Origin of the sequence: Flavobacterium psychrophilum (assembly GCA_001708385.1) — a bacterium.
Taxonomy (GTDB): Bacteria; Bacteroidota; Bacteroidia; order Flavobacteriales; family Flavobacteriaceae; genus Flavobacterium; species Flavobacterium psychrophilum_A.
On record CP012388.1, the window covers coordinates 2,199,224 to 2,223,351 of the forward strand.

Annotated in this window: 22 protein-coding genes and 2 pseudogenes; 11 read left to right on the top strand and 13 right to left on the bottom strand. The window is 39.4% G+C overall.

The window, feature by feature from the left end:
• Positions 1-49: 49 nt before the first annotated feature.
• Entirely contained in the window at positions 50-433 is a 384-nt protein-coding gene (locus ALW18_09490) for a hypothetical protein (GenBank protein ID AOE52721.1), read from the top strand.
• 50 nt (positions 434-483) lie between these two features.
• Here ALW18_09490 and ALW18_09495 read toward each other — a convergent pair whose 3' ends face one another.
• The 6 genes from ALW18_09495 to ALW18_09520 form a co-directional block, all read right to left on the bottom strand.
• On the bottom strand, positions 484-1,575 hold the full coding sequence (locus tag ALW18_09495) for a beta-lactamase (GenBank protein ID AOE54369.1): 1,092 nt from the start codon (positions 1,573-1,575) through the stop codon (positions 484-486).
• A gap of 88 nt (positions 1,576-1,663) precedes the next feature.
• On the bottom strand, positions 1,664-2,239 hold the full coding sequence (locus ALW18_09500) for a TetR family transcriptional regulator (protein ID AOE52722.1): 576 nt from the start codon (positions 2,237-2,239) through the stop codon (positions 1,664-1,666).
• Between the two features lie 118 nt (positions 2,240-2,357).
• Positions 2,358-3,017: an aspartate kinase gene (locus tag ALW18_09505; protein ID AOE52723.1), complete on the bottom strand. Its 660-nt coding sequence runs from the start codon at positions 3,015-3,017 to the stop codon at positions 2,358-2,360.
• Positions 3,018-3,249: 232 nt separating this feature from the next.
• Entirely contained in the window at positions 3,250-3,609 is a 360-nt protein-coding gene (locus ALW18_09510; GenBank protein AOE52724.1) for a hypothetical protein, read from the bottom strand.
• The gene (locus ALW18_09515) at positions 3,609-4,562 is read right to left on the bottom strand and encodes a peptidase S66 (GenBank protein AOE52725.1); all 954 of its coding nucleotides are present in this window, start codon (positions 4,560-4,562) and stop codon (positions 3,609-3,611) included. The genes ALW18_09510 and ALW18_09515 overlap by 1 nt, the downstream gene beginning before the upstream one ends.
• Positions 4,563-4,572: 10 nt before the next feature.
• A complete protein-coding gene (locus ALW18_09520; GenBank protein AOE54370.1) occupies positions 4,573-5,154 on the bottom strand; it encodes a hypothetical protein in 582 nt (193 codons plus the stop codon).
• Positions 5,155-5,386: 232 nt separating this feature from the next.
• On the opposite strand from ALW18_09520, the gene ALW18_09525 reads away from it, so the two are divergent.
• Entirely contained in the window at positions 5,387-7,450 is a 2,064-nt protein-coding gene (locus tag ALW18_09525; protein AOE52726.1) for a methionyl-tRNA synthetase, read from the top strand.
• Positions 7,451-7,509: 59 nt separating this feature from the next.
• On the opposite strand, the gene ALW18_09530 is transcribed toward ALW18_09525, so the two are convergent.
• Positions 7,510-8,295, bottom strand: coding sequence for a hypothetical protein (locus tag ALW18_09530; GenBank protein AOE52727.1), 786 nt, complete (start codon positions 8,293-8,295; stop codon positions 7,510-7,512).
• 348 nt (positions 8,296-8,643) lie between these two features.
• On the opposite strand from ALW18_09530, the pseudogene ALW18_09535 reads away from it, so the two are divergent.
• A pseudogene (locus tag ALW18_09535) lies at positions 8,644-8,916 on the top strand (hypothetical protein).
• A 27-nt stretch (positions 8,917-8,943) separates the two neighbouring features.
• Here ALW18_09535 and ALW18_09540 read toward each other — a convergent pair.
• Positions 8,944-9,573, bottom strand: coding sequence for a nitroreductase (locus tag ALW18_09540; GenBank protein ID AOE52728.1), 630 nt, complete (start codon positions 9,571-9,573; stop codon positions 8,944-8,946).
• Positions 9,574-9,730: 157 nt separating this feature from the next.
• Between ALW18_09540 and ALW18_09545 the strand changes: the two genes are divergently transcribed.
• Together ALW18_09545 and ALW18_09550 are read left to right on the top strand one after the other, a co-directional pair.
• Positions 9,731-10,048, top strand: coding sequence for a hypothetical protein (locus tag ALW18_09545; protein AOE52729.1), 318 nt, complete (start codon positions 9,731-9,733; stop codon positions 10,046-10,048).
• 71 nt (positions 10,049-10,119) lie between these two features.
• Complete coding sequence (locus ALW18_09550) at positions 10,120-11,019, top strand: deacetylase (GenBank protein AOE52730.1); 900 nt, start codon at positions 10,120-10,122, stop codon at positions 11,017-11,019.
• Between the two features lie 125 nt (positions 11,020-11,144).
• Here ALW18_09550 and ALW18_09555 read toward each other — a convergent pair whose 3' ends face one another.
• The gene (locus tag ALW18_09555) at positions 11,145-11,477 is read right to left on the bottom strand and encodes a single-stranded DNA-binding protein (GenBank protein AOE52731.1); all 333 of its coding nucleotides are present in this window, start codon (positions 11,475-11,477) and stop codon (positions 11,145-11,147) included.
• 325 nt (positions 11,478-11,802) lie between these two features.
• Here ALW18_09555 and ALW18_09560 point away from each other — a divergent pair.
• The 3 genes and pseudogenes from ALW18_09560 (at position 11,803) to ALW18_09570 (ending at position 14,684) form a co-directional block, all read left to right on the top strand.
• Positions 11,803-13,329, top strand: a pseudogene (locus ALW18_09560) (carbon-nitrogen hydrolase).
• 189 nt (positions 13,330-13,518) lie between these two features.
• Complete coding sequence (locus ALW18_09565) at positions 13,519-13,872, top strand: hypothetical protein (GenBank protein ID AOE52732.1); 354 nt, start codon at positions 13,519-13,521, stop codon at positions 13,870-13,872.
• Positions 13,872-14,684, top strand: a complete 813-nt coding sequence (locus ALW18_09570) for an epimerase (protein ID AOE52733.1) — start codon at positions 13,872-13,874, stop codon at positions 14,682-14,684. The genes ALW18_09565 and ALW18_09570 overlap by 1 nt, the downstream gene beginning before the upstream one ends.
• Positions 14,685-15,176: 492 nt before the next feature.
• On the opposite strand, the gene ALW18_09575 is transcribed toward ALW18_09570, so the two are convergent.
• The 3 genes from ALW18_09575 to ALW18_09585 form a co-directional block, all read right to left on the bottom strand.
• Positions 15,177-15,779: a hypothetical protein gene (locus ALW18_09575; GenBank protein AOE52734.1), complete on the bottom strand. Its 603-nt coding sequence runs from the start codon at positions 15,777-15,779 to the stop codon at positions 15,177-15,179.
• A gap of 165 nt (positions 15,780-15,944) precedes the next feature.
• Complete coding sequence (locus ALW18_09580) at positions 15,945-16,613, bottom strand: hypothetical protein (GenBank protein ID AOE52735.1); 669 nt, start codon at positions 16,611-16,613, stop codon at positions 15,945-15,947.
• Positions 16,614-16,753: 140 nt separating this feature from the next.
• Positions 16,754-18,778: an endothelin-converting protein gene (locus ALW18_09585; GenBank protein AOE54371.1), complete on the bottom strand. Its 2,025-nt coding sequence runs from the start codon at positions 18,776-18,778 to the stop codon at positions 16,754-16,756.
• 207 nt (positions 18,779-18,985) lie between these two features.
• Between ALW18_09585 and ALW18_09590 the strand changes: the two genes are divergently transcribed.
• Genes ALW18_09590 through ALW18_09600 form a run of 3 tightly spaced genes read left to right on the top strand, consistent with a single transcriptional unit; the run spans position 18,986 to position 22,089 of the window.
• Complete coding sequence (locus ALW18_09590) at positions 18,986-19,678, top strand: cytochrome C oxidase assembly protein (protein ID AOE52736.1); 693 nt, start codon at positions 18,986-18,988, stop codon at positions 19,676-19,678.
• A 54-nt stretch (positions 19,679-19,732) separates the two neighbouring features.
• Positions 19,733-19,963, top strand: coding sequence for an iron transporter (locus ALW18_09595; GenBank protein AOE52737.1), 231 nt, complete (start codon positions 19,733-19,735; stop codon positions 19,961-19,963).
• An 8-nt stretch (positions 19,964-19,971) separates the two neighbouring features.
• Positions 19,972-22,089: an iron transporter FeoB gene (locus tag ALW18_09600; GenBank protein ID AOE52738.1), complete on the top strand. Its 2,118-nt coding sequence runs from the start codon at positions 19,972-19,974 to the stop codon at positions 22,087-22,089.
• 152 nt (positions 22,090-22,241) lie between these two features.
• Here ALW18_09600 and ALW18_09605 read toward each other — a convergent pair whose 3' ends face one another.
• Entirely contained in the window at positions 22,242-24,128 is a 1,887-nt protein-coding gene (locus tag ALW18_09605; protein AOE52739.1) for an iron transporter, read from the bottom strand.

Here is a 24,128-nt window from a genome sequence, read left to right on the forward strand (position 1 = left end):
AGCAAAGTGAAAATATATATTTGCGCACTAACAATTTAATACCAATATAATGAAAAACCCAATCACTTATTTGCTTGTTGCTTTTATGGCACTTACTTCACTTACTTCATGTTCAAGTGACGATGATAACAAAGGCTCAAGAGAAATCAGATATGAAATTACAGGAGAATTCTCAGGAGAGTCTCTTGATGCGACTTACACAGTTAACAATGGTGCTACAAATGATGAAGTAACTTCACTTCCGTGGAGCTATACATTTACAGCAAATGCTGACACAAGAGCGGTTAGCTTTTCCGCCGGTGGTTTTGGAGCAGTACCCGGAGAAAAAATAACAATTAAAATATTCCAGGGGGATACTCAAAAAGCATCTGTAGAAGGAACAGCAAATTCTGATGGAATTGTAGCTGTTGTTTCAAATGCTACAATTAACTAAAACAAACAATTATCAAAAAAGGGTTAAGCATTGCTTAACCCTTTTTTGTTTTATTCTAATCCCTTCCACCATTCGGTAAACACCTCATCCTTGGTAAGGCTCGCTTTTTGGCCAATCATAGGGGTTATTAATGTCATATTTTGTTTTTTGGCCTCTACCGAAACCCTTAGTATCGGTTCATCCCAGTCGTGAAGGCCAAGAGAGAATTTTGCCCAGTGCACCGGCATAAGCTTTTTAGCTTGTAGTTCCTGTGCAGCCTTTACCACCTGCTCGGGCATCATGTGTATGTATTTCCAGTATTCGTTGTACTGGCCGCATTCTAATATAGCAAGGTCAAACGGGCCATATTTATCGCCTATGGCTTTATAATGCGTGTCGTAGCCTGAATCTCCACCCAAATATAAATTCAGCGTAGGCGTCTTTAAAACAAATGACGACCATATTGCTGTATTACGTTTTAAGCCCCTTCCGGAGAAATGGCGTGCCGGTGTGATATGCACAACAAAACCATCTCCCAAATCAATAGTTTCATTCCAATCGCGCTCTTCGATTGTTGAAAGATCAAAGCCCCAGCGTTCAAAATGTTCCCCGGTACCAAGTCCTGTTATTATCTTTTTTACTTTGCCCTTTAGCTTAAGCACCGTATCATAATCCAGGTGATCCCAATGGTCATGCGATATGAAAAGGATATCAATTTCCGGGAAATCATCAACTGTATATACATCGCTACCTTTAAATGCCTTCGTTGTAAAGCTTATAGGAGATGCTGCTCCGCTAAAAACAGGATCCATAAGCACCGTTTTACCATCGGCCTGAATAAAGTAAGACGAATGCCCAAACCATATTATTACATTTTCGGAGGGTTCTAAATTCTTAAGATCTGTTTTTTGCGAAGGGAGTACTCTTTTAGGCTTATCCCTCTTGCTTTTATTAAAGAAAAATTCCTTCAGCACTTTAGCCATACTTACGCCCTCGGCAAGATCGGGTGTATGGTTGAGATTCTGAAAAGAACCGTCTTTATAGTTGGGTGAAAGTTCCACCTTTTTAAGCCTTTCGCCTTGGGGCTTTCTTCCAAACTTTGGTGTCTGCATAAAAACAAAAACACCTGCAACAATAAGTGCAACTACAATAGCTAGTATCATAAATATCTTTTTAAGTCTTTTTTTCATTTGTTTTTGGTTCACTATATAAATATAGACTGACTAATCACTCTACATGTTTTAAAAAAATTTAGGCAATCATAGCCCATAACATATCAAATCCGTCATCTATAACTTTTTGTTTTTGAACGTCTGTAAGTTTTGCTTTGGTTAAATATTGGCTTATACCAAAAAGATGGCTGGACATTACAGATAGCACAAATTCTATATCCCTGTTTTTGATGGTTCCGCTTTGCATAGCCTCCTCTATCTCATGGCAACTTCTGCTGATTTGTTTTTTAATTTCTTCAGGAGAAAGCAATCCTGCAAAAGGCGAGGTATGAAACTGCTGGATAAAGTAAAATTCATCCTGATTTTGTAACGCCCATGCTAACACTTCTGTAAACTGAATCCTGAATCGTTCTTTTATATCCGTAGTCGTTTCCGCTTTTGACCATATGTATTCAGACATTCTGCTTTTAATATCTATATACAGGCTAACTACAAGATCTTCCTTGGTTTTGTAGTAATGAAAGAGTGTGCCATTGGCTACACCGGCTTCTTTAGCAATTTTACTGGTAGGTGTTCCGTGAAAGCCATGCTGAACGAACAGCCTAAGGGCCGCCGCTAACAAATCTTTTCTTTTATCTACAGATTGACTAATCACTCTACAAAGATATGTAGTTTTATAATGCGATTAACATGGTATATAAAATAATTAAAAAACCCTTCTTAAAAGAAGGGTTAGTATATTGTTTCGTGTGTGTGTTAAAAGGCAATAATTATTAAAGGCTCTTCAGGTCTTTAATAACTTTAAAGGCAAGGTCTACTTCCTGCTCGCTTACAAGAATTGTAAATTCGTACGATGTAGAAATTACTTCACTGATGATAATTCCTTCCCAGGCAAGACGCTGAAATATGTAGTAATATACTCCTGGCGTAGAAATGTTGTCTTTAGGAAGCTTAACGGTAATAGATGCTAAATTCTCTGTACGTTCAATTTGCTTTTCGTCAGCAAAAAGGCGGTCTACAGTTGCGTTCATTGATGAACTTACTACAATATTAGTTTCGTTTACACCACGAGAAGATGTATAAAACACTTCCGGGTTTGCATTAATACTGGTAATAAGTTCGGCCTGTTTGTTCAGGATAGTGTCTGAAACTGCAAAAGTGTAGTCTGTAAGCGATGAACGAACTGTTATTTCGCCAATGCCCCTTAGTACTTTTACAATTTTGTGATTTACCCTAAAATCAAGATCTTCAGAAAGCCTCTTCAAAGACATTACCACAGCACCCTGCTTTACATCCTTTCCAAGTTCCTGCTCCAGTTCCGGCATCATGTTTCGCGCTAGCGAAGTAAGGTTAATAATACCCTGAGAAAGCGCGCTCAACAAAAATGGTTTTGTTTTAATGTAGTGCTCTACTACAGATGAAATTGTCTTCATACCTAAATAATTGAGTTGTAGCTGTTTTGCCAACAAATATAAAAAAATAAACAATTTGTTAAATATTTAACAATGTTAATTTACCAAAACGACTTTTCCTTAAATAATATGTAAAATGTGAGTATTGTCTATGTGACTACAAGCTGATTTGCCAGTATTTACACTAAAAAGTGTATAGCTCTGAATATGTTATACGGACAGTTATTTGTAGTTATGTCTTAAAATTTCCGTGTTAAAAATGAAAAAATGCATCTTCCAAATGATCGATTTCAAAGGCTTTTCCGTTTTTACATACAGAAATAATATCAAAGCGGACATCTACATCCAGATCGTTCTGAATTATATATTCGTTAATAGCTTTAACAAGCAACTGTATTTTTTTTGGCTTTACAAATTCCTGCGGTAAACCATACTCTGCCGATGATCGTGTTTTTACCTCAACAACGGCAAGCATATCTCCTTTTTTGGCAATAATATCAATCTCGGCTTTTAAAAATACCCAGTTGGTTTGTAAAATAGCGTATCCATTTTTTTGCAGATAGTCTACCGCCATTTCTTCGCCCAGCTTGCCTAAGTCGTTATGCTCTGCCATCAGTCAAACGTAATTTTAGATCCCGATGCGGTTACATCCAGTGTAACCTGTTTTCCAAAAACAAGGGCGCGGTTATCTTTGATATGTCCTGCCGGAAAGTTAAAACAAATAGGAATTTTATATTCTTTTGTGATATCCTGAATTATTTGCAGCGCATCATGTCCCCAAGGGATATCGTTATCGCGCATCTTAGTCATTCCGCCAATAATAATACCTTTTACATCTTTAAAATAGCCGTTGCGTTCCAAATTCATCATCATACGGTCTATATGGTACAGGTATTCATCAAGATCTTCAATAAATATAATCTTTCCTTTGTAATCTGCTTCCGAAGGAGAACCCATGATACTGTATAGCACAGAGAGGTTTCCGCCTATTAGTTCGCCATGTGCCTTCCCTGTTTTATTATAGGCATGCGCCGGAATTGTGTAGTCTATTTTACCACCAAACAATCCCTTCTTTAAACCTTCAATAGCTTCAGGGGTTGCCCCGCCTACGCTAATGCATGCTATAGAATGCAGCGTGGCAATATCAAAATTATTAATATGGCTGTGCAGTACGGTAACATCGCTAAAGCCTACTATCCATTTTGGGTTTTGTTTAAATTTGCTGAAGTTAAGCCTGTCTATCATGCGCACGGTGCCGTAACCGCCTTTTGCACTCCATATCGCTTTTATAGAAGGATTATCCAGCATTTGCTGAAAATCGGTCGCCCTTTGCCAGTCCTGCCCTGCCAGCTGATTGTTATCCAGTCCTACTGTTTTACCTATTACAACATTTAGTCCCCAACTTTTTAGCAGTTTAATAGCTGGCTGTAGTGGAGCCATATCTACCTTACGGGCTGTAGCAAGTATGCCTACAGTATCTCCCTTTTTAAGGTATGGAGGAATTTTTACAGTCTGGGCAACAGCAATATTAGCAAATAACAGGAGGATAACTAAGCGTAAAGGCATTATAAAATGTTTAATATTCTTTATGGTAGCCAATGCCAAAGCATAAGCCGATGCCAATATACGAGGTTTTTGAGACAGCACCTGATAATTTAAACCCAAAACTATTTCCAAAAGATGTTTTGCCACCCACAGGTAGTACGCCATAAATACGGTAAGGTGCTTTTTCGCGCTTAAACCATTTAAAATTCACTTCAAACGGAAGCCCTATATTTCCATCATGCTCATATCCCCTGCTATTGTCTGCCGACGCTACTTTGTGGTCTATATAGCCTGCACCAAGAGAAAAACTTAGCGCACTATTGTCGTAAATATATCGTTTGCCATATAATACAGCATATTCGTTGATCTCTTCATCAATCCTGAATAATTCATAAAATGGATACGGCGCCAGTATACCAATGTCATCTCCCGAGACATATTGATATCTAAGTGTAAACAGGTCATTCTTGTGCTGATAATGTAAGCCTACATTTAACATAGGCCCTTCTATTTTGCCAATAGCATAGCCTCCTGAACCATCTAAAAAGAGTATGGGGTTTGTTTTTTCCTGCGCATGCGCTATTGCACACCATAACAGGGCGATAAGGTACATTTTTTTCATAGCGGCTGGTTTTTTAAACAAACATAATTAAAAAAAAGACACGCCGTTAAAAGAAGTAAAATAGTACAAATCAACCCATTTGTGCGTGCGTTAAACACCTAGTAAAACAAACTGTGGTTTGGCTGCACATAGTGTAAAATAAATTACTGTTACAGTGCAGGGAACGGCAAATTATTATAGCTAATAATTTCGTACTTTTGCATTTCTAAATTTACGATACACGATGTTACAAGATCCAAAACGATATACTGTTACTGCGGCGCTGCCTTACACTAATGGCCCTATACATATAGGCCACCTTGCCGGTGTTTATGTACCTTCTGATATTTATTCCCGTTTCCTGAGACTTCAGGGTAAAGATGTGGCATTTATCTGCGGAAGCGACGAGCACGGTGTAGCCATATCTATGAAGGCTAAGAAAGAGGATATTACTCCACAGGAAGTGATAGACAAATACCACGCTATCATTAAGCAGTCGTTTGAAGATTTCGGAATTTCTTTTGACAACTACTCGCGTACTTCTGCAAAAATACACCACGATACAGCTTCCGAATTTTTTAAGAAACTGTATAATGAAGATAAATTTATTGAAGAGGTTACAGAGCAACTGTATGACGAGAAGGCAGAGCAATTTCTTGCCGATCGTTTTGTAATTGGCACCTGCCCTAAATGTGGCAATGAAGAAGCGTATGGTGACCAGTGCGAAAGATGCGGATCGTCTCTTAATGCGACCGACCTTATCAATCCAAAATCTACAATTACAGGTTCTAAACCGGTATTAAAATCAACAAAACACTGGTTCCTTCCGTTAGACCGCTATGATGCATTTTTACGCGAATGGATACTGGAAGGCCATAAAAATGACTGGAAGCCTAATGTTTTCGGACAGGTAAAATCATGGCTGGACGACGGACTTAAACCCCGTGCCGTAACCCGTGACCTTGACTGGGGTATTCCTGTTCCTGTAGCGGGAGCTGAAGGAAAAGTACTTTACGTATGGTTTGATGCGCCTATCGGCTATATCTCATCCACTAAAGAATGGGCACTTCGTGAAGGTAAAGACTGGGAACCGTACTGGAAAAGTGACGATACCAAACTGGTTCACTTTATAGGTAAAGATAATATTGTTTTCCATTGCGTTATATTCCCTGCAATGCTTAAAGCAGAGGGATCTTACATACTGCCGGACAATGTTCCTGCAAACGAGTTTCTAAACCTTGAAGGCAACAAGCTGTCTACATCTAAAAACTGGGCTGTCTGGTTGCATGAATACCTTGAAGATTTTCCTGGCAAACAGGATGTATTGCGTTATGCCTTAACATCTAACGCGCCGGAAACAAAAGACAACGACTTTACATGGAAAGATTTCCAGGCAAGAAACAATAATGAGCTGGTAGCTATCTTCGGTAACTTTATTAACCGTGTGGTAGTGCTTACAAACAAATATTACGAAGGTGCTGTACCTCAACCCAATGCTTTTAGCGATGTAGATGAGGCTACACTTACCGAAATGCGTGCATACCCTGCGGTTATAGCATCTTCTGTAGAGCGTTACCGTTTTAGGGAAGCACTAACAGAACTTATGAACCTTGCCCGCCTTGGTAACAAATACCTAGCAGACGAAGAGCCGTGGAAGGTTATCAAAGAAGATGCTGCTAGGGTACAAACACAAATGTATGTAGCCCTGCAAATCGCTACTGCGCTATCTGTACTTTCTGAGCCATTCCTTCCGTTTACTGCTGCTAAGCTTAAAACCATGCTCGGAATAAGCGAGGGTACTTTATCATGGAATGACATTACACTTAAAGAAAACCTTCTTCCGGCAGGAAGCCAGATAGGCCAGGCCGAACTGCTTTTTGCTAAGATTGAAGACGAAGAGATACAAAAACAGGTAGAGCGCCTTGAGGCTACCAAAACTGCAAACATTGCAGAGAACAAAAAGGCAGAGCCGCAAAAAGACCTTATAACGTATGAGGACTTCTCGAAAATGGATATCCGTACCGGAACTATTATAGAGGCCGAGAAAATGCCAAAAGCAAACAAGCTTTTAGTATTAAAGGTAGATACAGGTATTGATGTGCGTACTATAGTTTCGGGTATTGCAGAAAGCTTTACGCCCGAAGAAGTAGTTGGTAAACGCGTTACCGTACTGGTTAACCTTGCTCCCCGTAACCTTCGTGGTGTAGAGAGCCAGGGAATGATACTTATGACACAAAACGCCGAAGGAAAACTGGTATTTATTAATCCTAATACCGACGGTGTTGGTAATGGCGAAGTGATCAGCTAAAAAAGTTAAAAGACTTATTTATACAACAGCCGTACTTTTTAAGTACGGCTGTTTTTTTATTACTCCACTATTAGCTTATAGCCTTTACCATGAATATTTATTATCTGGATGGATGGTTCGTCTTTAAACTTTTTACGCAGTTTAGATATAAACATATCCAGACTCCTGCCCACAATCACGCCTTCATCTTCCCAAACTTCTTTTTGCAGGCGTTCGCGGGTTACTTCTTTATTAATGTTTTGGGCGAAGATGGTTAGCACCCTGGCCTCTTTTGCTGTAAGGGGTATATTTTCCCCTCTTACAGTAAGCTTCTGAAGCGAAGGATAATAGTTCACCTCACCAATTTTTAAATAATCATCTGCCTTATCACTATTTTTAGTATTCACAGAAGTATACTTCTTTTTATTGTAAAATTGCCAGCCTACTACTAAAAATAGCGGCAACATACCTGCCGACAGCCATGCAATATTTGATTGATGTGTAAAACTTATGGTTATGTAGTACCTTGCTTTAGGTAACGAGCGTGCCAAACAAGGAGGGCTTTCACCATTTTCCAAAGGCATACTATACGCATAGTGTATATTATCTTTGTAGTCGCGCACGTTTACAATATAACTTTCAGGAAGCAGCCCCAGTTTTTCTTCCGCCTTAAGTATGTTTACAAGTGTATCGGGGTTAAGTGTAAACGGCTTTTCAAAATGTATCTCAAATGTATTATCTGAAACTTTTTTTACAGGAAGCACTCTCGATGTGCTATCTCTGCCTACTAATAACAACTTATGCCCTATCCTTCTAAAGGAAACTGTTTGCTGTTGTTCGGGAACTGTAAAAGCATCGGAAGCCATATAAACAAATATTGAAACCGTTACTGAAAAAAGAAGTATTGAGAAATATCTAAGCATGTTCAAAAATAGCAATTTGAATCACTTCATAGTATTCAAAATACAGATTTTACAATTGTTTACATTCGTTTTACAAGCTTTTACGCGCGCTGCAAAATGTGATATTTAGTTTTGCCTCATAATCTTAAATAAAATATGAAAGCAAAAATTTTCACCGCGACGCCTGCATGGCAAAATGGTATCGTTCTTATAAGGGTAGCGACAGGAATACTAATAATTATGTTCGGAAAAGAAATATTCGACGAAAAGCTAATGTTTGATTATGCAAAATTCCTGAAAGAGGGTCAATTTCCTGCACCATTATTTAGTGCTTATCTCGCTAAAATTATTGAATTGGGAGGAGGAATACTTTTAACACTTGGACTATTTACAAGGCTTATTGTGGTTCCGCTTATGATAACTATGGGGGTAATTATCTGGTATATGTCTGATGGAAACTTTTTTAACGGCGGAACAGCATCTAATTTCTTTTTACTTTTCCTGTTTTTCTTCTTTACCGGGCCAGGCACATATAGTCTTGACCATTTATTCTTCGATAGTAAAAAGCAAAATCAGGCAGTATAAAAAAGGCTCCCATTGGGAGCCTTTCGTTTAATCTATTTCTTTTATAAGAATGCTTTGGGCTTTTCTGGCTTTGGGCATATCAATCAGCCAGTCTTTTTCGGCATCACGGTAGCCTAATGGCAATAATATTATGCTTCGCAACCCTTTTTCGCGAAGCCCTAATAAAGCGTCCAAGGCATCAGGATCAAAACCTTCTATCGGTGTAGTGTCTACTTTCTCGGTGGCAGCAGCGGCAATAGCAAAACCAAAGGCAATATATGCCTGGCGTGCGGCATGCTGATAATTCAATTCGGCATCGCGGCCAATATAGGTGTTAAGCAAAAACTTACGGTACTCATCCCAACGTTCGCTAAAACCACGTACAGCATACATGCTCTCAAAAGCTTCATTAATACGCTCTGTAGTATAATCATCCCATGCAGTGAAAACCAACAAGTGAGAACAGTCTTTTATAACCGACTGGTTATTGCTTATAGGGAAAATCTTTTCCTTAAGCTCATCTGTTTTAACTATCAGAACCTCAAAAGGCTGAAGTCCGCTTGATGTTGGAGCCAGGTTAATGGCTTCAAGTATTGTTTCTATTTTGGTATCATCAACGGTAGTGCCGTTCATGGCTTTGGTGGCATAACGCCAGTTTAAATGTTCTAAAAATTCCATAATTCTAATTATTAAATACTATAGCCTGAGGACTACTGCCTCAACTTTACCGTGTCAGGCAGCAGTTTGCTAGATACACGGCAAAAATACGGCTATATACTTTTTAGTAGCTTATAAATATTCGTTAACTTTATAAGGATAACCACAAACAATAAGTATGGACACCAATACAAAACGCTTCTTAACTTTCATTGCCTTACTGTCGCTGCTGTTTATATTAGGCGATATTTTTGTATGGATAAACCTAACTAACCAATACACGAATCCGGCAACGTTAAGTAAAAGGTATCTTGAACAGTATCCATCGGCAGTGCGAAATGCTCAGGGTTTGGGTATATTGCCATTAATCCTGCTTGTATTTGCTTCTTTGGTATTTATACGATCGGTAAAAACCAACTTTTTTAAAGTAGTGGCCGCAACTATTGCAACAGTGCTGGCACTGGTTATCATCTGGAAGATGTACTATTTAATGTAAATGCTAATTATTATATTAGCTGCTATGAAATTATCTTTGCTGCCTACTCCTAAATTTTATTTAGTCCGCTAATGCTCCCAATAGCATATCATCCCATATACAAACACCCATTACCGGAAGGCCATCGCTTCCCAATGATTAAGTACGAACTGCTGCCCCAGCAATTATTGTACGAGGGAACGGCAGTACCCACCGACTTTCACGAACCCGGCATGCCCGATATGCAAAACATACTGGCAGTACACGACAAAACCTATGTTGATGAACTTATCAGCCTTACGCTGGATCCAAGGGCAGTTCGAAAAATTGGCTTCCCACTTTCGGCAGAGCTGGTAGAGCGCGAACTGCGTATTGCACAAGGCACAATCTGGGGCGTGCATCAGGCTATGCAACATGGCATTGCTTTCAACATAGCCGGAGGTACGCATCACGCCTATAGTAACCGCGGTGAAGCTTTCTGCCTGCTGAACGACCAGGCGATTGCCGCACAGTATCTCATCAACAACAAATTGGCAAAAAAGGTATTGATAGTAGATTTAGACGTGCATCAGGGTAATGGTACTGCCGAAATATTTACAGGTAATAATAATGTATTTACCTTCTCTATGCACGGCAAAAGCAATTATCCATTTAAGAAGGAAGTATCCGATCTTGATATTGCCCTACCCGATACTACCGGAGATGCCGAGTACCTGTCTATTCTTAAAGAAACACTCCAAAAACTAATTGACCGGCAAAAGCCCGATTTCATCTTTTACCTGAGTGGCGTTGATATACTCGATTCTGATAAGCTTGGCAAACTGGGCTGTTCGCTTAATGGCTGTAAACAACGCGATGAATTTGTCTTGTCATTAGCTCGCAAGCTGGAGATCCCGGTTCAATGCAGTATGGGTGGCGGCTACAGCCCAGATATTAAGGTTATCATCGAAGCACATGCCAACACATACAGAATTGCAAGGGGGTTGTATTAAAGGTTTTCTTTTGTCTTGAAACAAAATTTAAAGGCTTTCAATTTTTTATGCTAAGAATCAATCAACGTAAAAAAGCCCTCTCCGCCGGGAAAGCGGAAAAGGGCTAAAACCTCCTTACACCGGTTTTATTTACCTAAAAGCAGCACGTCACTAACAACAACTTCTGTAATGTAGCGCTTGTCTCCATTTTTGTCGTCGTAGCTGCGATGCGTCAGCTTGCCTTCTATGGCCAGCTCTTTACCCTTGGTTACATACTTTTCAATAATTTCGGCAGTTTTACCCCATGCGGTCACAGTGTGCCATTGGGTATCGGTTACGCGCTCGCCTTTGTCGTTTGTGTAGCTTTCATTGGTTGCCAAAACTAAACGGGCAAGTTTTTTACCGGCTTCAAATATTTTTATTTCAGGGTCGGCTCCTGCGTTTCCTATCAGCTGTACTTTGTTTTTTAATGCGTTCATGGCGTGTAGATTTAATGTTGTTATCGTTATATACTTTTCAAGCTGCTGCCGAATTACTATTGAAATTCAACATTGCAAAGTTGCGCCGGTTGCTATGATTTATCCGGTTAATAACTATTTATGGTCGGTTGTATTTATTTGTAAGCGTTTACAAACGGAAATTGCATCTGATAATCAAAAAATAACATAATTCTCTTTTAGAGTAGAAAAACATAAATTTTTCAGCTTTTCATATTGCATTCCAATCTTAACAACACCTTAACCCGTTGCAAACGTTTACAAACGGAATTGTTTTTGTATATTTATAAAAAAGACAATCAGATTTATGCAGGCAGAGATAAACAAAGTAGAGTTACGAAATTTAAGAATAGAAGATTATAAAGAACTGCGCGTTTCTATGCAGCATGCCTATAAGGATGTTGACCTTGATATGGACGAACCTTACTGGGCAGAGAAAGACATTCAGAGGCTTTTAAATATATTCCCCGAAGGTCAGCTTGTAGTGCTGGTAGATGACAAGGTGGTGGGCTCTGCCCTGTCGCTTATTGTAGACCATAAAAAGGCAACTACCAATCACACCTACGAGAAAATTACAGGAAACTATAGTTTTGACACCCACGATTACGATGGCGAAGTACTTTATGGTATAGACGTGTTTATCGATCCGGAATACAGGGGTCTACGCTTAGGCCGTCGTTTGTACGAAGCCCGTAAAGAACTTTGCGAACAGCTTAACCTGCGCTCTATAATTTTTGCAGGAAGGATGCCCGGCTTTGACGAACATGCCGACGACCTTACCCCAAAAGAATATATAGAAAAAGTACGCCTTAAAGAAATACACGACCCGGTACTGGCTTTTCAGCTGAGTAACGACTTTCACGTTATACGCGTTATGCGCAATTATCTGGAAGGCGATAAAAACTCGCAGGATTATGCGGTACTAATGGAGTGGAACAATATTTACTACGACAAAAGCCCGGTACTTATTAACACCCGTAAAAGCATTATACGTCTGGGATTAGTGCAATGGCAGATGCGTCCGCTTGCTAATGTGGAAGCACTATTTGAACAAGCTGAGTTTTTTATTGATGCTGTTTCGGGTTATGGTAGCGACTTTGCGCTTTTCCCGGAACTATTTATCGCTCCGCTAATGGCCGATTTTAACCACCTTAACGAAGCCGATGCCATTAGGGAAATTGCACGCTATAGCGAACCTATACGTAAGCGTTTTCAGGAAATGGCCATATCCTACAATATAAATATTATTACAGGCAGTATGCCAATGGTAGACGATGGCAACCTGTACAACGTTGGCTTTTTGTGCAAACGCGATGGTACATCAGAAATGTATACTAAAATTCACATTACTCCCAACGAGGTTAACTACTGGGGCATGGTAGGTGGTAACGAAATTCGTACATTTGACACCGATTGTGGAAAGATCGGTATCATGATATGCTACGATGTGGAGTTCCCTGAATTGTCGCGCCTTATGGCAGATGAAGGCATGGAGATTTTATTTGTACCTTTCTTAACAGATACTCAAAATGGTTATACCCGTGTTAGGCATTGTGCACAGGCTCGGGCTATAGAGAACGAGTGTTATGTGGCGATTGCGGGTTGTATTGGCAATCTACCGGGGGTTAACAACATGGATATTCAGTATGCGCAAACGGCAGTGTTTACGCCATCTGATTTTTCATTTCCAAGTAATGGTATTAAGGCAGAAGCTACGCCAAATACAGAGATGACCATTATTGTAGACGTAGATCTGGATTTACTTAAGGAACTACATGAATTTGGAAGTGTGCGTATATTAAAAGACCGCCGCCTTGACCTGTATAAATTAAAAGCCACAGCTAAATCTGAAACACCTGCAGACCCCAAAATTGAAGAAAAGGAAATTACAGCTACAGCAAAAGCACCACGAACAACGCTAAAAGCAAGTGCTGCAAAGCCACCAAAAATATCGGGTGCAAGCCCTGCAGCAGCTAAACCTGCTGCTAAAACCAGTACAAGAACTAAAAAGAGTTAGTAAGTTATGACACGTAACTGCCCCGAGTGCGGCGAAAAAATTGTAGGTCGCGAAGACAAGAAGTTTTGCAGCGATGCCTGCCGTAATGCCTGGAACAATAAAATAAACAAAGACAGCAATAATTTTATGCGCAACATTAATAACCGTTTGCGCAAAAATAACCGTATTTTAAGTGAAATTAATGTAGAAGGCAAAACCAAAACCACGAAATCTAAGCTTATGAGCAAGGGTTTCGACTTTGAATATTTTACCAACCTGCTTATCACTAAAACCGGAAACACTTACTACTTTGTGTACGAGCAGGGCTACATGCCTTTGGAAAACGACTATTATATACTGGTTAGAAAAGATATATCCTAATGCCACAAATATCTATCTTGGGCTGCGGATGGCTAGGCTTTCCGTTAGCAAAATCGTTACTTAAAAACGGATTCACCGTTAAGGGATCAACAACTTCAACCGAGAAGGTAGATGGGTTTAATTCAGCGGGTATCCTTCCGTTTTTAATTAGCCTTACGGCTGATGGAGCCGACGGTGATATTGAATCCTTTCTCCGCGAAAGCGATATACTTATTATTGATATTCCACCCAAATTAAGGGGAGAAAACAAAGAGAGTTTTACCGATAAGATAAAAATACTTATTCCTTATATTGAAACCGCAGGGATTAAAAACGTACTGTTTGTAAGCTCTACATCGGTATATTCAGATGATAACTCGGTTGTAACCGAAGAAACCCCGGCGGCACCTGAAACCGAAAGCGGTAAACAATTACTGGAATCAGAACAATTACTGCTACAAAATCCCAATTTTAAAACAACAGTGCTTCGCTTCGGTGGCTTGATAGGTGAAGACCGCCAGCCCGTAAAATTCCTTGCCGGTAGAGACAACCTTGAAAATCCTTACGGACCGGTAAATCTTATTCACCGTAATGACTGTATCCGAATTATTGAGAAGATCATTGAAAAAAATGCATGGGGAGAAATTTTTAACGGTGTACATCCCGACCATCCTACCCGCGAAGAATATTATACAAAAAAAGCATTATCGTTAGGGCTTCCTTCGCCAAAATTCAACCATAAAAAACCATCCAACGGAAAAGCAATAAGTGCTGAAAAAGTAATAAAGGTGTTGGGTTACAATTTTAAAGAGGCTCTGGGGCAAGACTTTTAAGTTATTCAAAGGTCTCGCCCGTCGGCCCACACACGTGAAGATTTTACGTGATAACCGGGTTTACACTGCCATGCCTGCAAATCTAGCAGAAAAACAAGGCCGGCAGCAGTACCAGGTTACTGAATGAAAACCGGATTTTAGATTTGATTGATTGGTACAAATCCGGCTTTCTATATGCTTATCTTAAGGTACTTGGGGACTAAAAGATCTGCTGTATTAACTATAACAAAGTAAGGAAAATCAAAATCCTGCCTGTTGCGGGTTTTCCGCACTTAACAAAATTTTAACAAATACAATTGACATCTTTTGTCGATTACATTTTAAAATTGGAAAATACAATTTGAGATTAGAATTGTACATTTTGAAATTAAAATAACGTAATAATATACGAAATATCCTTTAAGCTTTAGGATTGAAATGTAATTGATTTTGTTGTCTCTTACTAGTTTAATTGACGCTGTAAGATTTATTATAAATATTTATGAAGATTAATCAATTTTCAGTTTTATAAAATTTCATACCGGATTTATTTGATATATAGCCATTTTTGATTTTTAACAATTCATTATCAAAATATGTTTTACTTAAATCAGATAAATAAATAGTTAACAAATAACTATTGCTATTCTTCAATAGCAAATCGTACACATATTTTTCTCCCAAGAAAAAAACTTTTATACTAGTAACTTTTTTATTTTGGGATATCCGAACAATTCCCTCCTCATTACTTTCAAAAGAATTATTATCATCATTAAATGAGACAACAGCACCTTCAATTCTAATTTTATTTGCATCTTGAATTATAAGCTCTCCATTACTAGTTCTTAATTCTTCGACAGTCATACTATTTGTCAAATAGCTTTTTTCACTTTGTAAAAGTAATTTGTCACCCTTGTTAACCCATATTCCTTTACTTTGTGTATCTATAAGACCAATTTTATAGTTATACGTAAACGAGAAATCTTCACTTAGTTCGATTTTACCATAAAATTTTTGAGACCTCGTTTCGTATAAACCTTCCGGTCGATTTTCTTTAATTTTGTAGCTACTACAACCCAGTAATGACAGCAATATCAGGAAAAAGCACCTTTTCATATTTTAGTTTTTTATATAGATTGGACGCATTGCGCTTCCACCTTGCCGAAAAATTCAAAAGAATTTCTATAGTAGTATGTTGTTTCCCGGGATCTCAGCCGTCAAGTTACCGAAATTGTCGAATTGAAAATCATTAAATAAGAAATATCTTGTATAATATCCTAATTACATATAACCCTGTTTTCTTGCTTCGGCAATAAGAGCTTCGTCGTCGCCGGTTACATCCAGTATCTTTTTTGCTTTATACTTTCTTTTTTCTATGGCACTATCCGATAGCGGTATATATTTGCTAAGGTTTTTGTTTTTAATACCTTTAGAAAGTAGCATTATAATTTTAATATCAACATCGTCAAGAAGATTGCCTTTTTCTATTCGTTTAAGATAAGTTGATATAGTTTTAGAGTAATAAGTATTATTGGTAAGCACTGTTTTAAAACCATCAGCAAGTTCATCGGTATTGCAATCACTCTTGTTTATAAAGCCTTCCGGTTTTATACTATTAAGTATACCCGACATGATTTCCATTTCTTTATGCATGGTCATCATAATAATTTTGCATGCAGGCATAGTCTGCCTTAACAGCAAAGCCATATCCTGCCCCGTATAAAGCTGCTTTTCCGGAAAATCCGGTATACTATAATCCACAATAGCAATATCAAATGGGTTTGCCTTGCGGCTTTCTATAATTTCATATCCGGACTTACAATCATTTGCTTTAGTAAAATTAAGCTCCTGATCGTAATCCAATAACCTAAATATAGAATGATACCCTTCTAATACAACCATATGGTCGTCTATACCCAATACGTTTAAACCTTTTGCCAATACCTCCATTTATTATTCGCCAAAAATAATACCGAAACTTTCAATTGTGGTTACGGGAAACCTCATTTACAGTAAATTAATATAAAAATAAAAAAACCTGCGACATAAATCGCAGGTTTTAAAGATATTATTTATTGATAGCCAAAAGCTTACCAGATCTTAACACGTTTATCGGGAGAAACATACATTCCATCACCCGGTTTAATATTAAATGCATCGTAAAATGCATCAACATTTTGTAGCGGCACATACGCCCTGTACATACCCGGAGAGTGCGGATCTGTTTTTACCTGGTTCTTAACAGCTTCATCCCTTGCTTTGGTTCTCCATATGGTTGCCCATGAAATAAAGAAACGCTGCTCAGGCGTATAACCATCAATTAATCCGGGGTTACCATTTTGTTTAAGGTAAAGCTGAAGTCCGTCGTATGCAGCGTTAACGCCACCAAGGTCGCCAATGTTTTCGCCAAGTGTAAATTTACCATCTACATAAATACCCGGTAGTGGCTGTAGCGCACTGTACTGATCGGCAAGGTTGCCGCCAAGGCCTGTAAATTTCTCAAGATCTTCATCACTCCACCAGTTTACAAGGTTACCTTCTGCATTGTAACGTGATCCTGAATCATCAAAACCATGCGATATTTCATGGCCTATAACTGCACCAATTCCACCGTAGTTAACAGCCTCATCGGCTTTATAGTCATAAAATGGCGGCTGAAGGATAGCAGCAGGAAAAACAATTTCGTTGTAAGACGGATTAAAATAAGCATTAACTGTTTGCGGAGACATACCCCACTCTGTTTTATCTACAGGTTTGTACAGCTTATCAAGATCATCTTTAAAGCTCCATTTTGTAACGTTTTGCATGTTGCTAAAGAAGGTACCACCCTCGGCAGGGCTTTGTAGTGTAAGTGCAGAATAGTCTTTCCATTTATCAGGATAGCCAATCTTTACATTAAGCTTGCGCAGTTTAGTTACCGCATTTTCCCTTGTAGATTTTGCCATCCACGGCAGGCGGTTAATTCGGTTTTCAAAAGCCTGCATTACATTTTTAATCATTGCTTCGGCTTTGGCCTTAGCCTCTGCAGGGAATTTTTTCTCTACATAAAGTTTTCCTAATGCCTCACCCACAGTACCGTTTATAGTCTGAAGTGCATTTTTATCGCGGGTTTCTTCTTTTAGCGCACCTCTAAGGGTTTTGCTGTAAAACTCCCAGTTAGCAGTTTCTATATCGGTAGAAAGCAGGTCTGACGAATGGTTTAAAACCGTCCATTTCATGTAGGCTTTCCACTCGTCTACTTTGTTTGCTTTAAGCATTTGCTCAAAAGCCTCCATATATTTTGGCTGCGAAACGTTTAATGAATCGGTAGCCTTAAATTTTATACCTATACCGTTAAAATAAGTTACCCAGTTGATAGATGGTGTAAGCTTCTGAAGATCGGCAACAGTCATAAAGTTATAAGTCTTTCTCCTGTCACGGCGCTCAACCCTGTCAAGTCTTGGTTGTGCCATAGCCGTTTCGAGTGCAAGTATGCTGTTAGCCTGCTTAAGCGCATCGGCATCTTTATAGCCTAAATATTTAAGCATGCGTGCTACGTGCTTAACATAAAGCTCGCGCTTTTCTTTACTGTCGGCATCGTCAGAAACATAATAATCCCTGTCCGGTAAACCAAGGCTTCCGGGACCAATGTTTACAATATTCCTGTTACTGTCTTTTGCATCGGCACCAATGCCCATACCAAAGAAGCCGATACCCCCTTGTGGCTCCATTTCTATAAGCAGCTTTTCAAGGTCTTTAGCATTTTTTACCTTGTCTATTTTAGCAAGGTAAGGTTTAAGCGGAGCAATACCCTGCTTGTTTCTTGACACGGTATCCATTATGGTTTTATACAGGTTGGCTGCTTTACCCTGGTCTGATGTAGATTTCAGGTTTTTATTAGCCGCTGCTTCCTTAAGAATAGCAAGAGCATCATTATTGGTGTTTTCGCGAAGTTCATCAAAACTTCCCCAACGGGTTTTATCCGATGGAATCTGGGTATTATCTACCCACGTACCGTTTACATATCTAAAGAAATCATCGCCCGGCTTTACTTTCTTATCCATATAAGAAACATTAATGCCCGGTTTCTCCTGAGCATTCGCCGTTTGTACATTGCAAACTGTTCCACCCAGCACAAGTGCTGCAGCGGCATATTTTGCATTGAAAGGTATTTTCATATAATTCGTGTTTTAATCGTGTAGCTTACAAAAATATAAAGTTAGGCTATATAAGAAGGGGTAAATCTGTTAAATATGCAGAAATACTCTTCGTAAAGCACATTAGGATGCTATTACTTTATTTTTATAAGCCGTTGTTTCTTAATTTTGCAAAAACTATTCCCAATGTTACAATTCTTCAAAAAATATAAGATCTTTTTTATCGTGCTTATTATTCTATCGGCAGGTATCCTCTTTCTTTTTAATGGTGCGCTTACTCCGAAAAAACAGCTTAAAGTGTATAGCCCGGCAGACGTTAACCCAGAACTGGTAGACAGCACGGTACAATATGTTGCCAAAAATCACAAAATAGCCGATTTTGCCTTTACCAACCAAAACGGAAAAACCATTACACAGGACGACTACAAAGAAAAGATTTATGTAGCCGATTTCTTTTTTACCACCTGCCCTACCATCTGCCCTATAATGACAACCAATATGGAGTGGCTGCAAAGCCAGATTAAAGACAACCCGAAAGTAATGCTATTATCACACTCTGTAACCCCGGATATCGATACCGTTCCTGTACTTAAAGAATATGCTAAAAAGAAAGGTGTTATAGACAGTAAATGGAACCTGGTTACCGGGAAGAAAGAAGACATTTATTACATCGCCCGTAAATCGTACCTGGCCGTTAAAACCACAAGCTCTAAGGAGTTATACGACATGGTGCATACCGAAAACTTTATACTTGTAGATGCAAAAGGCCGTATACGCGGTTTTTATAATGGTACCAACCTTGATAAAGAGGTGGAAGGTGAAAAAAATGTTAAGCAGCTTCTGGATGATATTAAATGGTTATCAGCCAATGAAAACTAGGAGGGTTTGAATATTAATTCATACTTTTGCAATCTAAATTCATTCTAAATAGCATTGAAAACCACTCTTGCAGGGCTTAAAAAAGGCCAAAAAGCCATAATTACCGATCTAAATATCGATGCGGTTCCGTTAAAGCTTCTTGAAATGGGATGCCTGCCCGGCAACACTGTGGAACTCTTACAGGTAGCCCCTATGGGCGACCCTATTTACATCAACGTTAATGAAAGCCATGTGGCCATACGGCTGGAAACTGCCGCAGAAATTGACGTTGAACTTATACCATAACTACCCGCATGGCAGCTCACAATCTTTTAAACATAAAAATTGCACTTATTGGTAACCCTAATACCGGAAAGACCTCGGTTTTTAACCAGCTTACGGGCCTTAACCAACAGGTGGGCAACTACCCCGGTATTACAGTAGAGCGTAAAATAGGCTCATGCAAACTGCCTAATGGCACAAAGGGCACTGTTATGGATCTTCCCGGAACCTACAGCCTTAACGCCAGCTCTATGGATGAGAATGTGGTTATAGAACTGCTTTTAAATAAAAATGACAAAGATTATCCCGATGTTGCCGTCGTAGTTACAGATGTAGAAAATCTTAAACGTAACCTGCTGCTTTTTACCCAGATAAAAGACCTTGAACTACCTACCATACTTGTTATCAATATGAGCGACAGGATGGATCGCAAAGGCATCTCGTTAGATATACCTTATCTTGAACGCCTGCTTAAAACACGTATAGCACTTGTAAGTTCGCGTAAAGGCACCGGTATTGAAGACATTAAAGAACTAATAGTTAATTATGGCACACTTCCTACAGAGCCATGCCTTAATGCTTCCAGCATAGATACCGACTATTTTAACGGACTGCGAAAAGCATTTCCAAACCATTTACTGTATAAGCTTTGGCTCGTAATCACGCAGGATGTTAATTTTGGACAGCTGGAACGTAAAGAAATTGAAAACAACAGTTCTTTCGCTAAGACCAAGGCCGACCTGAAACGTATGCAGCAGAAGGAAACTATTAAGCGATACCAGTTTATTAATGACGTGCTTAAAGAAGGGCAAACCGTTGATAACAGTAAAGCGAATGACCTGCGTGCAAAGCTAGACCGTGTACTTACCCATAAGGTATTTGGCTACATTATTTTCTTTGGAATACTGATGCTTATATTCCAGTCGATATTTTCATGGTCCAGCATACCTATGGATTTTATCGATGAGAGTTTTGCTTCACTCGCAAGCTATACCGAAACCCATTTACCACCGGGTAAACTAACCGACCTTATTTCCCAGGGTATCATTCCGGGTATTGGTGGTGTGGTTATATTTATTCCGCAAATTGCATTTTTATTCCTCTTTATATCCGTCCTTGAAGAAAGCGGCTACATGAGCCGTGTAGTATTTTTAATGGATAAGATAATGAAACGCTTTGGCCTTAGCGGTAAGAGTGTGGTTCCGTTAATATCGGGTACTGCATGTGCTATCCCGGCTATTATGGCGGCGCGAAACATAGAGAACTGGCGCGAAAGGCTAATTACTATTTTAGTAACGCCATTTACTACCTGTTCTGCAAGGCTTCCCGTTTACACAATATTAATATCACTTATCATTCCGGAGAAAATGGTGTTGGGCGTTTTCAACCTTCAGGGGCTAACGCTTATGCTGCTGTACCTTTTAGGTTTCGGAGGCGCATTGCTTTCGGCTTGGATATTAAACAAGATACTTAAAATAAAGCATAAGAGTTTTTTTGTGGCAGAAATGCCAAACTACAAACTTCCGCTGTTTAAGAATGTAGGGCTTAATGTGCTAGAAAAAACAAAAGCATTTGTATATGGTGCGGGTAAAATAATACTGGCATTGTCTATCATCATCTGGTTCTTAGGATCGCATGGCCCGGGTGAAGGCTTTAAAAATGCGGAAGAAATTATCTCTCATCAACCGGAAAACAAATCGCTGCCGGAAAATGAACTGAATGATAAAATTACATCATACCAATTAGAAAACTCTTACATAGGTATTATGGGTAAAAGTATTGAGCCTGTAATTCGCCCATTGGGTTACGACTGGAAAATCGGTATTGCCATAGTATCATCATTCGCTGCACGTGAAGTATTTGTAGGAACTCTTGCTACCATCTATAATATTGGCAGCAGTGGGGAAGACGAAGCCACTATTAAACAGCGTATGAATGCTGAAATTGATCCACTTACCGGAAAAAAAGTATTCAATTTTGCAACCGGGGTATCATTATTGCTGTTCTATGCTTTTGCAATGCAGTGCATAAGTACGCTGGCTATTACAAAAAAAGAGACCAATTCATGGAAATGGCCTCTTATACAGTTAATAGGAATGAGCGGTTTTGCTTATGTGGTATCGCTGATTACCTATCAGCTTTTAAAATAATATCATGGATATACAAAGCATACTAGTATACATAATCGTAGGCGGCGCAGTAGCTTTTTTAATAAAGAAATACTTCTTTAAAAAGAAAAAGTCTGGCGATTGCGGCCCTGATTGTGGGTGTAGTTAAATCTTACTTATCTGTAAACCTTTTTTCAATCCTTAATAATAAGCACCGGGATAGTAACCTTATGGCGAACAGCATCAACAGTTGTACCAAAAATGAGGTCTTTTATCCAGTTATGTCCATGAGCTCCCAGGATAAGGATATCAAAATTACCGGCTTCGTTTACAATTTTAGGTATTTGCTTTTTGGGGCTTCCAAAACTAAGCTGAGTGTTTATGGTATAGCCTTTTTCTTCTAATGCCAGTTTGTATTTAGAAAGGTAATCTTTATCGGATGCAGTTTCATGATCGCTTGCCAGATCGCCGTGCAGCATAGCCCCAACGGTTTCAACAACATGTATAAGGGTATACGTAGCATCTTTACCACCAAGCTGCATAGCACTTGCAACACTTTTTACATCGGCTTTAGAAAAATCTAACGCAATGGCGATATTGTTGTAAACTATCTTACCCGATTGCTCCTGAACAATAACTTCATCGATATGTGGCACATGAGGTACTTCTGCCCTGCCCTTTCTAACAAACGGATTGATGATGATATACAACAACACCCCTCCTGCTATAAAAGCAATTGGTATTACCGTAAGCCATATCCATAGAGGATTCTCAGATGCCGCAAGCCAGCTGCCTATCTCGTCGTAAACCAGTTTTGCATTAAGCGAAACAATAACAAGGGCAATAACCCACGCCGATATTTTAGTGAATTTACCTATAGTAAACTCATTCATCTTGCTCTTGTCGCTCACAAAATGGATAAGCGGAATAATAGCAAAGCCCAATTGAAGGCTCAATACTACCTGGCTGAAAACCAATAGCTCTCCGGTAGATTCTTCCCCAAAATATAAGATTGTAAAAAAGGCCGGAGCAATGGCTATTAACCGTGTAATAATACGGCGCACCCAGGGTTGTATACGCAGGTTAAGGTAACCCTCCATAACTATTTGTCCGGCAAGTGTACCTGTAATGGTAGAACTTTGCCCCGCGGCAATTAACGCCAGCGCAAACAGCGTCGCCGCCCAACCCGATCCTAACATAGGGGCAAGCAGTTGGTGGGCATCCTGAATATCGGCAACATCGTGCCTTCCGGCAGTATAGAAAGTAGCTGCGGCTAATATTAATATGGCAGCATTGACAAAAAATGCCATATTAAGCGCAATAATAGAATCTATAAAATTATAGCGTATAGCCTGCTTTATACCCTTAAATGTACGGTCGAATTTACGTGTCTGTACCAAAGATGAATGCAGGTAGAGATTATGTGGCATAACCGTAGCGCCTATAATACCAATAGCAATATACAATGCTGCATCGCTTGGAATGGACGGAATAAGCCCTTTCGCCACCTCTCCCATATCGGGTTGTGCAAAGAACATCTCTGCCATGAACGATAGGCCGATGATAGCTATAAGGCCTATGATAAACGCTTCCATTTTTTTGATACCCTTATTCATCAGGAACAACAGAAGGAAGGTGTCAAACATTGTGATACCCACACCCCATAATAAAGGCAGGTCGAACAACAATTTTAAACCGATAGCCATACCCAGTACCTCTGCAAGGTCGCAGGCAGCAATGGCAATTTCGGCAAGGCCATATAAAAAGTAATTGATTCCTTTTGAATAAGTCTCGCGCGATGCCTGGGCTAAATCCCTACGGCTAACTATTCCCAGACGGGCACTAAGACTTTGCAATAGCAACGCCATAATATTACTCATAAGCAATACCCACAGCAGCGAGTAACCAAACTGGCTACCTCCGGCAATATCGGTTGCCCAGTTTCCGGGGTCCATATAACCAACACTTATCATATAGGCAGGGCCAAAAAAGGCCAGCACTTTTTTCCAGACTGAGGTATTTTGCCCTACAGCTACCGACTCGTGAACTTCTTCCAGCGAATGGCTATTTCGGTTTTGCAT

What these genes read in the sequence shown, in the direction of transcription:
- ALW18_09570 (AOE52733.1), top strand. Translation starts at nt 13,872, where the DNA reads ATGCCACAAATATCTATCTTGGGCTGCGGATGGCTAGGCTTTCCGTTA.
- ALW18_09505 (AOE52723.1), bottom strand. Translation starts at nt 3,017, where the DNA reads ATGAAGACAATTTCATCTGTAGTAGAGCACTACATTAAAACAAAACCA.
- ALW18_09495 (AOE54369.1), bottom strand. Translation starts at nt 1,575, where the DNA reads ATGATACTAGCTATTGTAGTTGCACTTATTGTTGCAGGTGTTTTTGTT.
- ALW18_09525 (AOE52726.1), top strand. Translation starts at nt 5,387, where the DNA reads ATGTTACAAGATCCAAAACGATATACTGTTACTGCGGCGCTGCCTTAC.
- ALW18_09545 (AOE52729.1), top strand. Translation starts at nt 9,731, where the DNA reads ATGGACACCAATACAAAACGCTTCTTAACTTTCATTGCCTTACTGTCG.
- ALW18_09540 (AOE52728.1), bottom strand. Translation starts at nt 9,573, where the DNA reads ATGGAATTTTTAGAACATTTAAACTGGCGTTATGCCACCAAAGCCATG.
- ALW18_09490 (AOE52721.1), top strand. Translation starts at nt 50, where the DNA reads ATGAAAAACCCAATCACTTATTTGCTTGTTGCTTTTATGGCACTTACT.
- ALW18_09530 (AOE52727.1), bottom strand. Translation starts at nt 8,295, where the DNA reads ATGGCTTCCGATGCTTTTACAGTTCCCGAACAACAGCAAACAGTTTCC.
- ALW18_09590 (AOE52736.1), top strand. Translation starts at nt 18,986, where the DNA reads ATGTTACAATTCTTCAAAAAATATAAGATCTTTTTTATCGTGCTTATT.
- ALW18_09605 (AOE52739.1), bottom strand. Translation starts at nt 24,128, where the DNA reads ATGCAAAACCGAAATAGCCATTCGCTGGAAGAAGTTCACGAGTCGGTA.
- ALW18_09515 (AOE52725.1), bottom strand. Translation starts at nt 4,562, where the DNA reads ATGCCTTTACGCTTAGTTATCCTCCTGTTATTTGCTAATATTGCTGTT.
- ALW18_09520 (AOE54370.1), bottom strand. Translation starts at nt 5,154, where the DNA reads ATGTACCTTATCGCCCTGTTATGGTGTGCAATAGCGCATGCGCAGGAA.
- ALW18_09555 (AOE52731.1), bottom strand. Translation starts at nt 11,477, where the DNA reads ATGAACGCATTAAAAAACAAAGTACAGCTGATAGGAAACGCAGGAGCC.
- ALW18_09600 (AOE52738.1), top strand. Translation starts at nt 19,972, where the DNA reads ATGGCAGCTCACAATCTTTTAAACATAAAAATTGCACTTATTGGTAAC.
- ALW18_09580 (AOE52735.1), bottom strand. Translation starts at nt 16,613, where the DNA reads ATGGAGGTATTGGCAAAAGGTTTAAACGTATTGGGTATAGACGACCAT.
- ALW18_09510 (AOE52724.1), bottom strand. Translation starts at nt 3,609, where the DNA reads ATGGCAGAGCATAACGACTTAGGCAAGCTGGGCGAAGAAATGGCGGTA.
- ALW18_09550 (AOE52730.1), top strand. Translation starts at nt 10,120, where the DNA reads ATGCTCCCAATAGCATATCATCCCATATACAAACACCCATTACCGGAA.
- ALW18_09565 (AOE52732.1), top strand. Translation starts at nt 13,519, where the DNA reads ATGACACGTAACTGCCCCGAGTGCGGCGAAAAAATTGTAGGTCGCGAA.
- ALW18_09575 (AOE52734.1), bottom strand. Translation starts at nt 15,779, where the DNA reads ATGAAAAGGTGCTTTTTCCTGATATTGCTGTCATTACTGGGTTGTAGT.